Origin of the sequence: Pseudarthrobacter sp. B907, assembly GCF_040137805.1 — a bacterium.
Classification (GTDB): domain Bacteria; phylum Actinomycetota; class Actinomycetes; order Actinomycetales; family Micrococcaceae; genus Arthrobacter.
Window position 1 is genome coordinate 147322 of record NZ_JBEEQE010000001.1, and the last position, 15004, is coordinate 162325.

The 15004-nt window shown below is 67.1% G+C and carries 15 protein-coding genes and 1 tRNA gene; 8 read left to right on the plus strand and 8 right to left on the minus strand.

Features of this window, described 5'->3' with window-relative positions; all coding sequences use genetic code 11:
- The first annotated feature begins 19 nt into the window (after positions 1-19).
- Together ABLI39_RS00755 and ABLI39_RS00760 are read left to right on the plus strand one after the other, a co-directional pair.
- Positions 20-940, plus strand: a complete 921-nt coding sequence (locus ABLI39_RS00755) for an alpha/beta hydrolase (RefSeq protein ID WP_349411426.1) — start codon at positions 20-22, stop codon at positions 938-940.
- A gap of 23 nt (positions 941-963) precedes the next feature.
- Positions 964-1728 (plus strand): YaaA family protein, encoded by a 765-nt coding sequence (locus tag ABLI39_RS00760; RefSeq protein WP_349411427.1) that lies wholly within the window; start codon positions 964-966, stop codon positions 1726-1728.
- Here the strand turns inward: ABLI39_RS00760 and ABLI39_RS00765 are convergent.
- Positions 1725-2462: a zinc ribbon domain-containing protein gene (locus ABLI39_RS00765; protein WP_349411428.1), complete on the minus strand. Its 738-nt coding sequence runs from the start codon at positions 2460-2462 to the stop codon at positions 1725-1727. The two genes, ABLI39_RS00760 and ABLI39_RS00765, sit on opposite strands and share 4 nt — an antisense overlap.
- A gap of 124 nt (positions 2463-2586) precedes the next feature.
- Entirely contained in the window at positions 2587-3510 is a 924-nt protein-coding gene (locus ABLI39_RS00770) for a Nif3-like dinuclear metal center hexameric protein (RefSeq protein ID WP_349411429.1), read from the minus strand.
- Between the two features lie 101 nt (positions 3511-3611).
- Between ABLI39_RS00770 and msrA the strand changes: the two genes are divergently transcribed.
- From msrA to ABLI39_RS00790, 4 genes are all read left to right on the plus strand, one after another.
- On the plus strand, positions 3612-4136 hold the full coding sequence (gene msrA, locus ABLI39_RS00775) for a peptide-methionine (S)-S-oxide reductase MsrA (protein ID WP_349411430.1): 525 nt from the start codon (positions 3612-3614) through the stop codon (positions 4134-4136).
- 67 nt (positions 4137-4203) lie between these two features.
- Positions 4204-5139 (plus strand): cysteine synthase A, encoded by a 936-nt coding sequence (gene cysK, locus ABLI39_RS00780; protein WP_349411431.1) that lies wholly within the window; start codon positions 4204-4206, stop codon positions 5137-5139.
- Between the two features lie 37 nt (positions 5140-5176).
- The gene (epsC, locus tag ABLI39_RS00785) at positions 5177-5761 is read left to right on the plus strand and encodes a serine O-acetyltransferase EpsC (protein WP_138769044.1); all 585 of its coding nucleotides are present in this window, start codon (positions 5177-5179) and stop codon (positions 5759-5761) included.
- 66 nt (positions 5762-5827) lie between these two features.
- On the plus strand, positions 5828-6511 hold the full coding sequence (locus ABLI39_RS00790; RefSeq protein ID WP_349411433.1) for a Type 1 glutamine amidotransferase-like domain-containing protein: 684 nt from the start codon (positions 5828-5830) through the stop codon (positions 6509-6511).
- A 202-nt stretch (positions 6512-6713) separates the two neighbouring features.
- Here the strand turns inward: ABLI39_RS00790 and gnd are convergent, their stop codons facing one another.
- Positions 6714-8150 (minus strand): NADP-dependent phosphogluconate dehydrogenase, encoded by a 1437-nt coding sequence (gene gnd / locus ABLI39_RS00795; protein WP_349411434.1) that lies wholly within the window; start codon positions 8148-8150, stop codon positions 6714-6716.
- A gap of 228 nt (positions 8151-8378) precedes the next feature.
- Between gnd and ABLI39_RS00800 the strand changes: the two genes are divergently transcribed.
- A complete protein-coding gene (locus ABLI39_RS00800) occupies positions 8379-9107 on the plus strand; it encodes a FadR/GntR family transcriptional regulator (protein WP_349411435.1) in 729 nt (242 codons plus the stop codon).
- 193 nt (positions 9108-9300) lie between these two features.
- Here ABLI39_RS00800 and ABLI39_RS00805 read toward each other — a convergent pair whose 3' ends face one another.
- From ABLI39_RS00805 to ABLI39_RS00825, 5 genes are all read right to left on the minus strand, one after another.
- Entirely contained in the window at positions 9301-9591 is a 291-nt protein-coding gene (locus ABLI39_RS00805) for a hypothetical protein (protein WP_349411597.1), read from the minus strand.
- Positions 9592-9708: 117 nt separating this feature from the next.
- Positions 9709-9784 (minus strand) — tRNA-Val (locus ABLI39_RS00810).
- Positions 9785-9884: 100 nt separating this feature from the next.
- Positions 9885-10805 (minus strand): NAD-dependent protein deacetylase, encoded by a 921-nt coding sequence (locus ABLI39_RS00815; RefSeq protein WP_349411436.1) that lies wholly within the window; start codon positions 10803-10805, stop codon positions 9885-9887.
- 18 nt (positions 10806-10823) lie between these two features.
- On the minus strand, positions 10824-11327 hold the full coding sequence (locus ABLI39_RS00820) for a peroxiredoxin (protein ID WP_349411437.1): 504 nt from the start codon (positions 11325-11327) through the stop codon (positions 10824-10826).
- Positions 11324-11743: a DUF3052 domain-containing protein gene (locus tag ABLI39_RS00825; protein ID WP_146337308.1), complete on the minus strand. Its 420-nt coding sequence runs from the start codon at positions 11741-11743 to the stop codon at positions 11324-11326. The genes ABLI39_RS00820 and ABLI39_RS00825 overlap by 4 nt, the downstream gene beginning before the upstream one ends.
- A 435-nt stretch (positions 11744-12178) precedes the next feature.
- On the opposite strand from ABLI39_RS00825, the gene aceE reads away from it, so the two are divergent.
- Positions 12179-14974: a pyruvate dehydrogenase (acetyl-transferring), homodimeric type gene (gene aceE / locus ABLI39_RS00830; protein WP_349411438.1), complete on the plus strand. Its 2796-nt coding sequence runs from the start codon at positions 12179-12181 to the stop codon at positions 14972-14974.
- The last annotated feature ends 30 nt before the right edge of the window (positions 14975-15004 follow it).

A 15004-nucleotide genomic window follows, 5' to 3' on the forward strand; every position in this document is an offset into this window, starting at 1 on the left:
CCGCGCCTAAGATCAAGGGATGGATGAGCCGCTGCTTGACCGCCGGCGGATGCTGGAACTCGGAGCCGGCTTTGTGGGCGCCGCCACGCTGGCAGCCTGCGCCCCTGAGGCTCGCAACCCCGAGGGCAGCGCCGGCGGCCTGGCCGCCGGCGTCGATCGGTCTGGCCCCCAACCGGCAACGACGTCCACCACGGCTGTGCCCGGGACCCCGGCCCCTCGGGTTGACGTCACCTCCGGCGATTTCGACACAAGGTTCCGCCCGGACACCCCCACCGGGTGGTCCCTGGCCACACCGGTCGTCGCCGGCTACGAGCAGGCCAAGATGCCCGTAGCGCTCTTCCTGCACGGGACCGGCAGCGACAACCGTTTCCTCTTCGACGACCTCGGCATCCAGGCGGTGCTGCAGCGCTACCTCGTGGACGGCGGAACGCCCTTCGCGATCGCCTCCGTGGATGGCGGCGACTCCTGGTGGCATCCGCGAACCGACGGCACAGATACGGAGTCCATGCTGCTGGAGGAATTCATCCCGTTTCTGGGCCGGCAGGGACTGGACCTCGACAGATTCGGGCTCTTCGGCCTCTCGATGGGCGGCTTCGGCGCCCTGCTCCTCGCCTCGCAGGGCAAGATCCCAGGGCTGCGGGCCGTCGCCGCCATGAGTCCGGCGGTCTGGAGTGACTACGACGACGGGCTGGACGGGGCGTTCGACAGCCCGGAGGACTTCGAGGCCAATGACGTCTTCGCGCTGCGGCCCCGGCTCAAAGGCCTGCCGAAACGCATCGATTGCGGCACCGGCGATCCCCTCCTGCCCTCGGTCAAGGACTACGTCGCCGGCCTGCCGGGACACGTCGAGGGCGGCTACCAGCCCGGCGGACACGAGGAGGCGTATTGGCGGCTCATCCTGCCTACCCTGCTGTCCTTCCTCGGCCGCCAACTCGCCTAGCCCGCCGCCGGTAGGATCGTACGGTGCTGATTCTGTTGCCGCCCTCCGAAGGCAAGACCCCCGCAACCGGCGGCGACGCCGTCGACCCTTCCTCGCTCAGCTTTCCCGCGCTGAACAGCTACCGCGCGAAGGTGCTCGAGGCACTCGGCACCGTCAGCGCGCACGAGGATGCACTGGCGCTGCTGGGCGTCGGCGCCTCGCTGGCGGCCGACGTCGAACGCAACACCCGGCTGCACGCCGAGCCCGCCGCGCCCGCCCACCAGGTGTACTCCGGGGTGCTGTACGACGCCCTGGGCTACCGTTCGCTGACGCCCGGCCAGCGGAAGAAGGCGGACGACTCCGTGCTGGTGATTTCCGCGCTCTGGGGCGCCCTCCGGTTCGGCGACCGGGTGCCGGCCTACCGGCTGTCGATGGGCACGGCGCTCCCCGACGTCGGCCGCCTGGCTTCGTTCTGGAAACCGCAGCTGACCGAGGCACTCGCGGCCGCCACGGCCGGGGAACTGCTGGTCGATTGCCGCTCCAGCACCTACGCCGCGGCGTGGGCTCCCCCGCCCGAACAGACCGTGGCTGTCAACGTCTTCACGGAGGTCAACGGGGTGCGCAAGGTCGTCAGCCACTTCGCCAAACACACCCGCGGGGAGCTGGCCCGGCACCTGCTGAGCCGCCGCGGCAAGGCCCCGCAGACTCCGGCGCAGCTGCAGCGGGCCGCCGCCGAGAAGTGGCCGGCGGAACTCATCGAGGGCACGGCCCGTAAGCCGCACACCCTCAGCCTCATCCTGCCCGGTTAGGCCCACTCGGCGGAGCGGACCAGGATGCACCCGGAGTCGGGGCAGAAAACGATATCGTCCTCGGCGGCGGCCTTGATCTCGGCGAGGTCGCCGGGGCTTAGCTGCATGCCGGAACCTTCAGAGGTGCCGTGGAAGAGGCGGGCAGCGCCCACGCCGCGCTTGGCGAGGGTCTTCTCGTAGACGGCAAGCATCCCCGTGTCCAGTCCCCCAGCGAACTCGGCGCGCTGGCCGCGCACCACGGTCATCTCGGCGGCCACTTCGGCCAACTGCTCGTCCAGTTCAGCGCGGATGGCACCGAAGGACCCCTGGATGTCATCAACGATCTGCTGCTGCGTGGCCTGGCGCAGGCGCAGCGAATCGAGCCGCTCCAGGACCTCGAGTTCGACGTCCTCCAGGTCCGAGCGGCGCTTGTTCAGCGAAGCGATGTCGCGCTGGAGGGCCACCAGGTCCTTGGACAGACCGGTGCCGCTGTTGAGCCGGGCCTCGTCGCGTTCGATCCGGGAGGCCACCTGTTCGACGTCGGCCTCGGCGCGCTTGAGCTCGAGTTCGGCGTCGTGCACGGCGACCTTCGCGGCCCCGAGCTCGCCGTTGGCCACGCTGAGGGCGGCCTCCAGGTCGGTGATCCGGGAGTCGCTCTCAAGGCTGCGGCGGCGGTTGGACAGTGACTTGATTTTGGCATCGAGTCCCTGCAATTCGAGCAACTTCAACTGTTCCGCCGGTGCTGCCTTGGCCACTATTTCCTCCGCTTGTTCACTTACCGGCCGGAGCCGGGCACCGTACCGGCGCTCCCCTAGACTCTAGCGCCAACCGTGCTCCCCGGCCTCGCTACGCTCACCCGGGGCCCCTCGCACACCTGGCTTAGCCCGGAGTCAGAATGAAGTCCCACGGGTCACTGTTGGTGGTGCTGACCCGAATCTCGATGTCGTGCCCCTGGTCGGTCAGCACGTTCCCGAGGGCCTCGGCGGCCGCCGGCAGCCACAGCCACTCGCTGGCGAAATGCGAGACGTCGATCAGGTAGGGCCGGTCGTTCACGGCGGCCTCGCGTGCCTCCGACGCCGGGTGGTGGCGCAGGTCCGCGGTCAGATAGACATCGGCGTTGCTCGCACGGACCTCGTTGAGCAGCGAATCACCCGCCCCGCCGCACAGGGCCACCCGGCGGACCAGGCCGTCCCGGTCGCCGGAGACCCGGACACCGCCGGCGACGGAGGGCAGGATGCCGAAAACCTGTGCGGCGAACTCCCCGAGCGTCTGGACCTCGGCGAGGTCGCCGACCCGCCCAATCCCCTCTTCGGGCAGTCCGTTGGCGGCCGGAGTCAGCGGCACCACGTCCTGCAGGCCCAGCGCGTCGGCCAGCACGTCGGAGACACCGCCGACGGCGGAATCGCCATTGGTGTGAACCGTGAGCAGGGCGGTCCCGGACTCAATCAGCCGGTGCACGGCCTTGCCCTTGGGGGTGTTGGCCGCCACCGAGGTGACGCCCTTGAGCAGCAGCGGATGGTGCGTGATGAGCAGTTCGGCGCCCCAGGCGACGGCTTCCTCGATGACTTCGAGGGTGGGGTCGACGGCGAAGAGGATCCTGCTCACCTCGGCGGAGGGGTGCCCGGCCACGAGACCCACCTCGTCCCAGTCTTCCGCCAGCGATTCGGGCCAGAGCTCCTCGACGGCCAGCAGGATCATGCCCAGCGTGGCGGCCTCGCCGGCTTTTACGGCTTCGGCGGGCTGCGCGTCGGCAGGCGACGCGTCGGCGGGCTGCGCTGAAACGTCCGTGTTCTCAGGTTCCATACCCTCATTTTTACCCTATCGGCGGCGCCGGCCACGGCGCCGGCCGCTGACCGACTGCCGGGCTCGGGAATGATCCGGGCGTCTCGTCCATTGAACAGGGCATGAGAACTTTCGTGCTCGGCGGGGGCTGCTTCTGGTGCCTCGACGCTGTCTACCAGAAGACCAAGGGTGTCAGCTCGGTTGTTTCGGGCTACACCGGGGGCCATGACCACAACCCCGATTACTACTCCGTGTGCTCCGGGACCACCGGCCACGCCGAGGTGGTGGCGGTGACCTTTGACGAGGACGTGGTCCCGGCCGACATCATCCTGGACATGTTCTTCGCCCTGCACGATCCCACCACGCTGAACCGGCAGGGTTACGACGTCGGTACCCAGTACCGGTCCTCGATGTTCTACGAGACCACCGAGGAGAAGATCCTGTTCGAGGAGGCGATCGAACGGAACCAGGAGCTGTGGACGGATCCGATCGTCACCGAGGTGAGCCGTCTCCCCCGCTTCCACGTTGCCGAGGATTTCCACCAGGACTACTACGCGAAGTATCCCGAGCAGGGCTACTGCCAGGTGATCATCAACCCGAAGCTCGCGAAGGCCAGGAAATATTACTCTGCATGGCTTAATGCTTAGCTAGGGCTTAAGCGCCATCGTTAGGCTGACCTTAGAATTCCCTCTTCACAGATAGGCACATATACCCATGGCACGGATCTATGACGATGTTACCCAGCTGGTCGGCGGCACCCCGCTGGTCCGCCTTAACCGGCTGAGCGAAGGCCTGGACGCCACCGTGGCGGTCAAGCTGGAGTTCTACAACCCGGCCAACAGCGTCAAGGACCGGATCGGTGTGGCCATCATCGACGCGGCGGAGAAGTCCGGCGCGCTGAAGCCGGGTGGAACCATCGTCGAGGGCACCTCCGGCAACACGGGCATCGCGCTGGCCATGGTCGGCGCCGCCCGCGGCTACAAGGTCATCCTCACCATGCCGGAAACCATGTCCACGGAACGCCGTGTGATGCTGCGCGCCTACGGTGCCGAAATCGTGCTGACCCCCGGCTCCGAGGGCATGCGCGGAGCGGTGGAGAAGGCCCAGGAGATCGTGGCCAACACGGAGAACTCCATCTGGGCCCAGCAGTTCGCCAACGAAGCCAACCCCGAGGTCCACCGCCGGACCACGGCCGAGGAAATCTGGTCGGACACCGACGGCAAGGTGGACATCTTCGTCGCTGGCGTCGGCACCGGCGGAACCGTCACCGGCGTCGGGCAGGTCCTCAAGGAACGCAAGCCGGACGTGCAGATCGTCGCCGTCGAGCCGAAGGACTCCCCCATCCTCAACGGCGGTGCCCCGGGCCCGCACAAGATCCAGGGCCTGGGCGCCAACTTCGTCCCCGAAATCCTGGACACGAACGTCTACGACGAGGTCATCGACGCCACCCTGGAGGACTCGGTCCGCGTGGCACGGGACCTCGGCGTCAAGGAGGGCATCCTCGGCGGCATCTCCTCCGGCGCGATCGTCTGGGCGGCCCTGGAGCTCGCCAAGCGTCCGGAGAACGCCGGTAAACTGATTGTCGCCGTTGTCTGCGACTTCGGGGAGCGCTACATTTCCACCGTGCTGTACGACGACATCCGCGGCTAATTCGGGCCGTGACCCAAGAATTCGTAGAAAGGTCTTTGTGAGCTTCTTCGCAAGACTGAAGGAAGACCTCGACGCCGCCCGGTCCCACGACCCGGCGGCGCGGGGTTCTTTCGAGAACTTCTTTGCATACTCCGGCCTGCACGCGATCTGGGCGCACCGCCTGACGCACCGGCTCTGGCAGAACCCGTCGCTGCGCTTCCCGGCGCGGCTGATCTCGCAGCTGGCCCGTTTCCTGACCGGCATCGAGATCCATCCGGGGGCCACCATCGGCCGCCGCTTTTTCATCGACCACGGCATGGGTGTGGTCATCGGCGAGACCGCCGAAATCGGCGAGGACGTGATGATCTACCACGGCGTCACCCTCGGCGGCCGCTCGCTCGCGAAGATCAAGCGCCACCCCACGATCGAGGACCGGGTGGTGATCGGCGCCGGCGCGAAGGTCCTGGGGCCTATCACGATCGGCCGGGACAGCGCCATCGGCGCCAACGCCGTGGTGGTCAAGGACGCCCCGGCCGAATCAATCCTCACCGGGGTGCCGGCCACCTGGCGGCACCGCGACGCGCAGCGTGAGACCAAGCCCGCCGTCGACCCGGCCGAGTACCTGATCGAATACCGGATCTAAGGGTCCCGCGGCGCACCCGCCCGGGTCTTCAAGCACATCCACCTTCCGCACGAATTTGGAGGCACCTTGAAGCTCCTGCTGACCTCAGGCGGCGTCACGAACCCCAGCATCCATGCGGCGCTCGTGCAGCTTCTTGGCAAGCCGGTCGCCGAATGCCACGCCCTGGTGATCCCCACCGCCCAGTGGGGTCACCCGATGTGCGGACCTGCCTCGGTGCGCGGCCTCGTCGCCGCCGAGCCCACGTGGCAGAACTTTTCCGGCCTGGGCTGGGCGTCGCTCGGGGTCCTCGAGCTCACCGCTCTGCCCTCCATCGGCGCGGAGCGATGGGTACCGTGGGTCCGTGACGCCGATGTGCTCCTGGTCGACGGCGGGGACGCGAGCTACCTGTGCCACTGGATGCGGGAGTCCGGGCTGGCCGATCTGCTGCCTTCGCTAAATGACACGGTGTGGGTGGGAGTAAGCGCCGGAAGCATGGTGATGACGCCCCGGATCGGGGCCTCCTTCGTCGCATGGCCAACTGCCGCGGACGACCGCACGCTGGGCGTCGTCGACTTCTCAATCTTCCCGCACCTGGACGCCTTCCCGGGGAACAGCCAGGCCGCCGCAGAGCGATGGGCCGCCGACCTCGGCGCCCCTGCCTACGCCATCGACGAGCAGACGGCCATCAGCGTGGTCGACGGCTCTGTAGAGGTGGTCTCCGAAGGACGATGGACGAAGTTCGGGTCAGAGCCGGAACCGGTCCTCCGCTAACCGGAGAACCGCTTACAGATGTTACGGCAGCGGGGGGGGGGNGGCTCTGTAGAGGTGGTCTCCGAAGGACGATGGACGAAGTTCGGGTCAGAGCCGGAACCGGTCCTCCGCTAACCGGAGAACCGCTTACAGATGTTACGGCAGCGGCCGGCGCCCCCGGAGTATCGGGAAGCGCCGGCCGCCGGACCGGAAACGGCGTGGACTAGTGCGTGTCCACCGCAGCGATCTCGGACTTGTCCTCGCCCCACAGGGTGTGGAAGGTGCCCTCGGTGTCGATCCGGCCATAGGTGTGTGCACCGAAGAGGTCACGCTGGCCCTGGATCACGGCGGCCGGGAGGCGCTTGCGGCGCAGGCCGTCGTAGTACGCCAGCGAGGAGGAGAACACCGGCACCGGAATGCCCAGCTGCACGGCGGTGGCCACCACCCGGCGCCAGGCCGGGAGGACGTCGGCGATCGCCTTGGTGAACGCCGGGGCGAACAGCAGGTTGGCCGGCTTCTCTTCCGCGGCGTAGGCCTTGGTGATTTCCTTGAGCAGCTCGGCGCGGATGATGCAGCCACCGCGCCACAGCGAGGCGATCTCGTCCAGCTTGAGGTCCCAGCCGTATTCCTTGGCGGCGGAGGTGAGCATGTCCAGCCCCTGGGCGTAGGAGACCAGCTTGGAGGCGTACAGCGCCTGCCGGACGTCCTCGACGAAGGTCTCGGGGACCTCGACGGCGGCCTCGCCCCCTGCCAGCAGTTCCTGGGCCAGCTTGCGCTGCTCCGCCTGGGAGGACAGGGCGCGTGCGAAGACCGATTCGGCGATGCCCGACGTCGGGGAGCCCAGCTCCAGGGCGGAGATGACCGTCCAGCGGCCGGTGCCCTTCTGCCCGGCGGCGTCCACAACGACGTCGACGAACGGCTTGCCGGTCTTGGCGTCGACGTGGCCGAGGACCTCGGCGGAGATTTCGATCAGGAACGAGGCAAGCTCGCCCTTGTTCCACTCTGCGAAGATCTTGGACTGCTCGGCCGGTTCGATCCCGGCGCCGGAGCGCAACAGGTCGAAGGCCTCGCCGATGACCTGCATGTCGGCGTACTCGATGCCGTTGTGAACCATCTTCACGAAGTGGCCGGCGCCGTCGGTGCCGATCCAGGCGCAGCAGGGCTGGCCGTCAACGTGGGCGGCGATCTTCTCCAGCAGCGGGCCGAGGGCCTCGTAGGACTCCCTGGAGCCTCCGGGCATGATCGAGGGGCCGTTGAGGGCGCCTTCCTCGCCGCCGGAGACGCCGATGCCGACGAAGTGGAGGTCTTTTTTGGCGAGGGCGGCCTCGCGGCGGCGGGTGTCCTCGTAGTGCGAGTTGCCGGCGTCAATGATGATGTCGCCCGGTTCCAGCAGCGGCTCGAGCTGCTCGATCACTGAGTCCACCGGCTTGCCGGCCTTGACCATGATCAGCACGCGGCGCGGCTTCTCCAGCGAGTCAACGAGTTCCTGCAGCGTTTCGGTGCGGACGAAGTCGCCGTCGTGGCCGTGCTTTTCGAGCAGCGCGTCGGTTTTTTCCACGGACCGGTTGTGCAGGGCAACGGTGAAGCCGTTACGGGCCAGGTTCCGGGCCAGGTTGGCCCCCATCACCGCGAGGCCGGTGACACCGATGTGTGCTGACATCAAAAACTCCAATTCATTCTGTGCATCGAGTGCAGTTCGTCCCGCACATGCTGCGGAACACGCTTTCTGGGACTTATGGCTGTCAATAAACCATATGTATTTCCGCGGACCGCGTGAAAGCGGTGCCCACGTGGCGGAATACGGCGCGTCACAAACAGTCTATGTTTTTCCGCGGCCCGGGTGCCTTCTGCCGCCGGGACTGCGAGCTGCGCCACTATGCTTACGTTTATGTCAACCAGCCTCCATCACCGCGCCATCGAGCACCTGGGGGCGCGGATTGTCACCGGCGAACTCCCCGCCGGCCACGTCATGCTGGCCGAGCACCTTGAGGACGAACTGAAGGTCTCCCGCTCGGTGGTCCGCGAGGCCGTGCGCGTGCTGCAGTCCCTGGGCCTGGTCGAGACCATCAAACGCGTGGGCATCCGGGTGCTGCCGGCCAGCCGCTGGAACCCCTTCGATCCGCTCGTGATCCGCTGGCGCCTGGCAGGCGAGGGCCGTGGGGCCCAGCTGCGGTCGTTGGCGGAGCTGCGCACCGCCGTCGAACCTGTTGCCGCCGAACTGGCGGCCGTCAACGCCCCCGATGAACTCCGCAGCAAACTGGTGGAAATCTCCTACGCAATGCGCGAGGCGGGCGTGGCCGGCGACGTACCGCTATTCCTGGACCTGGACATCAAGTTCCATTCCCTCCTGCTGACAGGATCGGGCAACGAGATGTTCGCCAACATGGTGGGCCAGGTCGCCGAGACCCTGACCGGGCGCACCGTCCACGGCCTGATGCCGGATCACCCAAGGACCTCGGCGCTGCAGTGGCATGTGGACGTAGCGGAGGCGATCGCGGCCGGCAACGGCGTCGCGGCCCGCGAAGCCTCGGACAAGATCATGCGCGAGACGATCGCCGACATGGAGCCAAGCTGGCGGGACCAGCCGCGGGTGTTCGTCCCGGTCCAGCCCCGCTAGGCCGACAATCCGGGCCGGGTCCGGCCGCAATTAGTCCGTTCTGTGGCGTAATTCAACCGCAAAGCGTTTCACATTTGGACGCATCCACGGTATATTTTTTACAAGCCTTCCACCGCGGCATCCCCCAATAGTCGCGGTGGAAGGCTTTTCCATTGCCGGGACCATTTTCCTTTGCCCGTGGGCCGCCATCCACTCAGGCCGCGTCCGCCACCGCTTCCCGGAGCCTCCAGCCCCCGCCGAGACCGTCCCGGATGATTTCCATCGTGGTCAGCGCGGATCCGCCGTTCCGGCCCAGCCTCGCCTGGACCTGCCACACCTCGACGTCGACCCGGCTCAGGCCTTTCGGCATCCGGCGCTCAGCCTCCCACCAGCTCACCCGCTCGAACCAGCGCACCGGTTCGGCCCCGACGAGCCACTCGCGGCCGCCGCGGACCACCGCCACCGGATGTCCGTCCGGGCCGGTCTTCACCATCACATGTTCCATGCCGGTGACGGTACGGCCGGGCACCGACATTTTCCTGGCCATTGAAACCCGGGCCATCGTGGCAGCAAAAAACCCCGCAGCGGCCGGCCTTCTGGCCTGCTGCGACGGGGTTTTCCTTGGTGGGTCCTACCGGGATCGAACCGATGACATCCACGGTGTAAACGTGGCGCTCTACCAGCTGAGCTAAAGACCCAAGGTGTTGTTTCCGCACTCCAATGCGTCAACCAACGAACAATGACTCTACCGGAACCGGCCGGGGAAACGCCAATCGGCGGGGCCCCGCCAGGCCGATGTCAGAGGGCCGGAAGTACGGCAGCCAGCCAGGTCAAGGCCTCGCTCACGCCGGCCTCCAGCTTGATGGTGGCCAGGTCATCGCCGCGGGTCTGGCCCCGGTTGACGATCACCACGGCTTTACCCTGCTTCGCCGCGTGCCGGACGAACCGCAGCCCGCTCATCACGGTCAAGGACGACCCCGCCACCAGCAGGGCCCCGGCCTCGTCCACCATGGCGTAGGAGCGCTCCACCCGGTCCTTGGGGACGTTCTCGCCGAAGTAGACAAAGTCCGGTTTCAGTGTGCCGCCGCAGGCCGGGCAGTTCGCGACGACAAAACCCGCGATCAGCTCCGGGTCCTCCACGGTGGCGTCGGCGTCGGGAGCCATTTCCACGACTCCGGCGGCGAGGGCGTCGGCGAGGAACCCGGGGTTGAGTTCCTCCAGCACGCCGGCCAGCAGCGAGCGGCTGTAGCGGCGCTGGCAGCCCAGGCAGGCCACCCGGTCGAAGCGGCCGTGCAGGTCCACCACATTGATGCTCCCGGCGTCCTCATGCAGCCGGTCCACGTTCTGCGTGATCAGGCCGGTGAGGAGTCCGCGGTGTTCCAACCGGGCGGCGGCAACGTGGCCGGCATTGGGGTCGGCCCGGCGCAGGTGCGACCAGCCGATATGGTTCCGCGCCCAGTAACGCCGGCGGTTCTCGGCAGCGCCAACGAACTCCTGGTAGGTCATCGGCGCCCGGGGAGCGGCGCCGGGACCGCGGTAGTCCGGGATGCCCGAATCCGTGCTCAGCCCCGCACCGGTCAGCAGCGCGAACCTCTGGCCTGCGAGGACATCATGGATTTCCGCCAGAACCTCCAGCTCGCTGCGTTCGGGTTCGGCGGCGGCGACCGGCGGCAGGCTGGCGAAGCCAGTCATGCCCACGCCGGGCCGCCGCTGCCTCATCGCGCCAGTTCCCCGCCGTCAGTTCCCCGTGAGTCCTGCCAGGGCAGCGCGGTATTCGGCGAAGTCCCGGGCTTGGCCGCGGGGGTTCACGACGACATAGCGGACGATGCCGTCGGCGTCGATAATGAACGTGCCGCGCCTGGCCATGCCGCTCTCCGGATCAAAAACGCCGTACTGCTCCGCCACCGCCCCGTGCGGCCAGAAGTCCGCGAGCAGGTCGAAGGTGTAGCCTTCCTTTTCCGCGTAGGCGCGCTGGGCGAACTTGCTGTCCACCGACACCCCGAGGACGGCGGCGTCGGCATCTTCGAAAAGCGCGAGGTTGTCGCGAAGTTCGCAGAGTTCGCCCGTGCAGATGCCGGAGAAGGCAAAGGGGAAGAACACCAGGACCACGGCGCGTCCGCGCAGGTCCGAGAGCCGGACGGGCTCGCCGAACTGGTTGACCAGCTCAAAGTCGGGGGCGGGCACGCCAACGGCCGGCACGGCCGTGGGTGAAGCCGCCGTTGCGGGGGCCGGTTGGCTCACTTGTTCTTCCGCGTGACCAGGCGGGTGGCGCTCCAGTCCTTGGAGACGCCGGCGGAGGTGGTGTAGTGCAGCCCTGCGGTGGGGGCCGCGTCCTGGATGTCCGCCGGCGAGACGTAGCCGACCCGTCCCGACTTGGGCGTCAACACCCAGACCACGCCGCCCTCGGTGAGGGTGGTCCGCGAGCCGACCAGGGTGTCTACGAGGTCGCCGTCGTCGGAGCGCCACCAGAGGATCACGGCGTCGACAACCTCATGGTCGTCCTCGTCGAAGAGCTCCGAACCGGTGAGGTCCTCGATGTCGTCACGCAAGTCGAAGTCGACGTCGTCGTCATAACCGAATTCCTGAATCAGATCTCCGTTTTTGAAACCCAATTTTTCCGCCACATTCACCGAAGTGGCGGCGTCGGCCTCGCTCACGTGTTGCTCCTATGCTGTTTGTTCATTTGCTGGTTATACGTACAGGGATACTGCTTGGTAAGTCCAGTGGTGCTAGTGATTTCCATTACTACAAGCCAACACCCTTTGGGCCTTTGCTTCAAGCTGCAGGGGCCGCGATCCGCCATATTCTGCGTCACACCGGCCGTTCCGGGGGCCCTGGGGAGGCTCCACGTCACAGAACCAGTATGCCCGTGAAATACGACGGCGGCCCCATGGGACAGCTACGCATCCGCGGACGCACACGGCTAGAGTGGCTGATGACGACTATGCCTGCGCGGGCGACTGCCCGCTACTACACACAGGCATGGTTGTGATTGGACCTAGCCCGGCGTACAGGACCGGGCTGTTGTTACCGATATGTCGCACACGTCGCGTTCACGCCAGGCAGTTACCCTGCCGGAGCTGAGGGTGCCGATGAATGCGCTCAAAGAGAGGTTGGACGTGGCTGCAGGAGAAGATACCTCCCATATCCTCAGCGGGTTGACTAACCAGCTGCCTGATCGTGATCCGGAAGAGACCGCCGAATGGCTGGAGTCCCTGGACACCCTGATTCAGGAACAAGGCACCGAGCGTGCCCAGTACATCATGCGGAGCCTGCTCCAGCGGGCCGGCGCCCAGAGCGTGGGCGTGCCGATGGTGACCACCACCGACTACGTCAACACCATCCCGGTGGACCAGGAAGCGCCTTTCCCGGGCGACGAGGAGATTGAACGCAAGTACCGCGCCTGGCTGCGCTGGAACGCCGCCGTGATGGTGCACCGCTCCCAGCGCCCTGAAATTGGCGTCGGCGGGCACATCTCCACCTACGCGGGCGCCGCGACCCTCTACGAGGTCGGCTTCAACCACTTCTTCCGCGGCAAGGACCACGCCGGCGGCGGAGACCAGGTCTTCTTCCAGGGCCACGCCTCCCCCGGCATGTACGCCCGCGCCTTTATGGAAGGCCGCCTCACCGAGGAGGACCTGGACGGCTTCCGCCAGGAGAAGTCCAAGGAGGGCCACGCGCTCTCCAGCTACCCGCACCCGCGCCTGATGCCCGAGTTCTGGGAGTTCCCCACCGTATCGATGGGCATCGGCCCGATGAACGCCATCTACCAGGCGCAGTCGAACCGCTACCTGCACAACCGCGGCCTCAAGGACACCTCCGACCAGCAGGTCTGGGCGTTCCTGGGCGACGGTGAAATGGACGAGCCCGAGTCCCGCGGCCTGCTCCAGCTCGCCGCGAACGACAAGCTGGACAACCTCAACTTCGTCATCAACTGCAACCTGCAGCGCCTCGACGGCCCGGTCCGCGGCAACGGCAAGATCATGCAGGAGCTCGAAGCGTTCTTCCGCGGCGCCGGCTGGAACGTCATCAAGGTCGTCTGGGGCCGTGAGTGGGACAACCTGCTCGCCAAGGACGAAGACGGCTCGCTGGTGAAGATCATGAACGAGACGGTCGACGGCGACTACCAGACCTACAAGGCCGAATCCGGCGGGTTCGTCCGCGAGCACTTCTTCGGCAAGACCCCGCAGACCAAGGACATGGTCGCGGATATGACGGACCAGGAGATCTGGAACCTCAAGCGCGGCGGCCACGACTACAACAAGGTCTACGCCGCGTACAAGGCCGCCACCGAGTTCAAGGGCAAGCCCACGGTCATCCTGGCCCACACGGTCAAGGGCTACGGCCTGGGCACCCACTTCGAGGGCCGCAACGCGACCCACCAGATGAAGAAGCTCACGCTGGCGGACCTCAAGGCCTTCCGCGACCACCTGCGCATCCCGATCACGGACGAGCAGCTCGAGGCCGACCCGTACCAGCCGCCGTACTACCACCCCGGCGCCGACGCCCCGGAGATCCAGTACCTGATGGAACGCCGGCGGGCCCTTGGCGGGTTCGTTCCGGAACGCCGCTCGAAGCACACCGACGTCACCCTGCCGGGCGACAAGGCGTACGAGGTCGCCAACCGCGGGTCCGGCAAGCAGCAGGCCGCCACCACCATGGCGTTCGTGCGGCTGCTCAAGGACCTGATGCGGGACAAGGACTTCGGCACCCGGATCGTGCCGATCATCCCCGATGAGGCGCGCACCTTCGGCATGGACGCGTTCTTCCCGACGGCGAAGATCTACAACCCGAACGGCCAGAACTACCTGTCCGTGGACCGCGACCTGGTCCTGGCGTACAAGGAATCCATTGCCGGCCAGATCGTGCACGCGGGCATCAACGAGGCAGGTTCGGTTGCCGCCTTCACCGCCGCGGGCACCTCCTACGCCACGCACGGCGAACCGCTGATCCCGATCTACGTGTTCTACTCGATGTTCGGTTTCCAGCGCACCGGCGACTCCTTCTGGGCCGCCGCGGACCAGATGACCCGCGGGTTCATCATCGGCGCCACCGCCGGTCGCACCACGCTCACCGGCGAAGGCCTGCAGCACGCCGACGGCCACTCGCCGATCTTGGCCTCGACCAACCCGGCCGTCGTCACCTACGACCCGGCCTACGGTTACGAGATCGGCGTCATCATGCGTGACGGGCTCAACCGGATGTACGGTCCCGGCGAAGCCGGAAAAGAAATTGCGGACAACGACCCGTCGCGGAACGTGATGTACTACATCACGGTCTACAACGAGCCGATCGTCCAGCCGCCGGCTCCGGCCGAGCTCGACGCCGAGGGCATCATCAAGGGCATCTACCTGCTGGCGCCGGCCAAGATCGACGGCCCGCGCACGCAGATCCTCGCCTCCGGCGTGTCGGTGCCGTGGGCCCTCGAAGCCCAGCGGATCCTGGCCGAGGACTGGGGCGTCTCCGCCGATGTCTGGTCCGTGACCTCCTGGACCGAACTGCGCCGCGACGCGATGGCCGCCGAGGAAGACGCCTTCCTCAACCCGGGCCAGCCGGCGCGCGTCCCGTTCGTCACCGAGCAGCTCGCCGGAGCCACCGGCCCGATCGTGGCGGTCTCGGACTACATGAAGGCCGTCCCGGACCAGATCCGGCAGTTCATCCCGAACGAGTTCGCCTCGCTCGGCGCCGACGGATTCGGCTTCTCGGACACCCGCGCCGCAGCGCGCCGCTTCTTCAAGAACGACACCCACTCGATTGTGGTCCGTTCGCTGCAGATGCTGGCCCGCCGCGGCGAGGTCGACGCCCAGGCCCCGGCCCAGGCCATCGAGAAGTACCGTCTGCTCAACGTCAACGCAGGCACCACCGGCAACGCGGGCGGCGACTCCTAAAGCCGGCCGAACAGCGCACGACGGCGGTTC

Coding starts and splice junctions, on each gene's coding strand:
- ABLI39_RS00800 (WP_349411435.1), top strand. CDS start 8,379: ATGTCAACCAGCCTCCATCACCGCGCCATCGAGCACCTGGGGGCGCGG.
- ABLI39_RS00815 (WP_349411436.1), bottom strand. CDS start 10,805: ATGAGGCAGCGGCGGCCCGGCGTGGGCATGACTGGCTTCGCCAGCCTG.
- ABLI39_RS00755 (WP_349411426.1), top strand. CDS start 20: ATGGATGAGCCGCTGCTTGACCGCCGGCGGATGCTGGAACTCGGAGCC.
- msrA (WP_349411430.1), top strand. CDS start 3,612: ATGAGAACTTTCGTGCTCGGCGGGGGCTGCTTCTGGTGCCTCGACGCT.
- aceE (WP_349411438.1), top strand. CDS start 12,179: ATGAATGCGCTCAAAGAGAGGTTGGACGTGGCTGCAGGAGAAGATACC.
- ABLI39_RS00805 (WP_349411597.1), bottom strand. CDS start 9,591: ATGGAACATGTGATGGTGAAGACCGGCCCGGACGGACATCCGGTGGCG.
- gnd (WP_349411434.1), bottom strand. CDS start 8,150: ATGTCAGCACACATCGGTGTCACCGGCCTCGCGGTGATGGGGGCCAAC.
- ABLI39_RS00770 (WP_349411429.1), bottom strand. CDS start 3,510: ATGGAACCTGAGAACACGGACGTTTCAGCGCAGCCCGCCGACGCGTCG.
- cysK (WP_349411431.1), top strand. CDS start 4,204: ATGGCACGGATCTATGACGATGTTACCCAGCTGGTCGGCGGCACCCCG.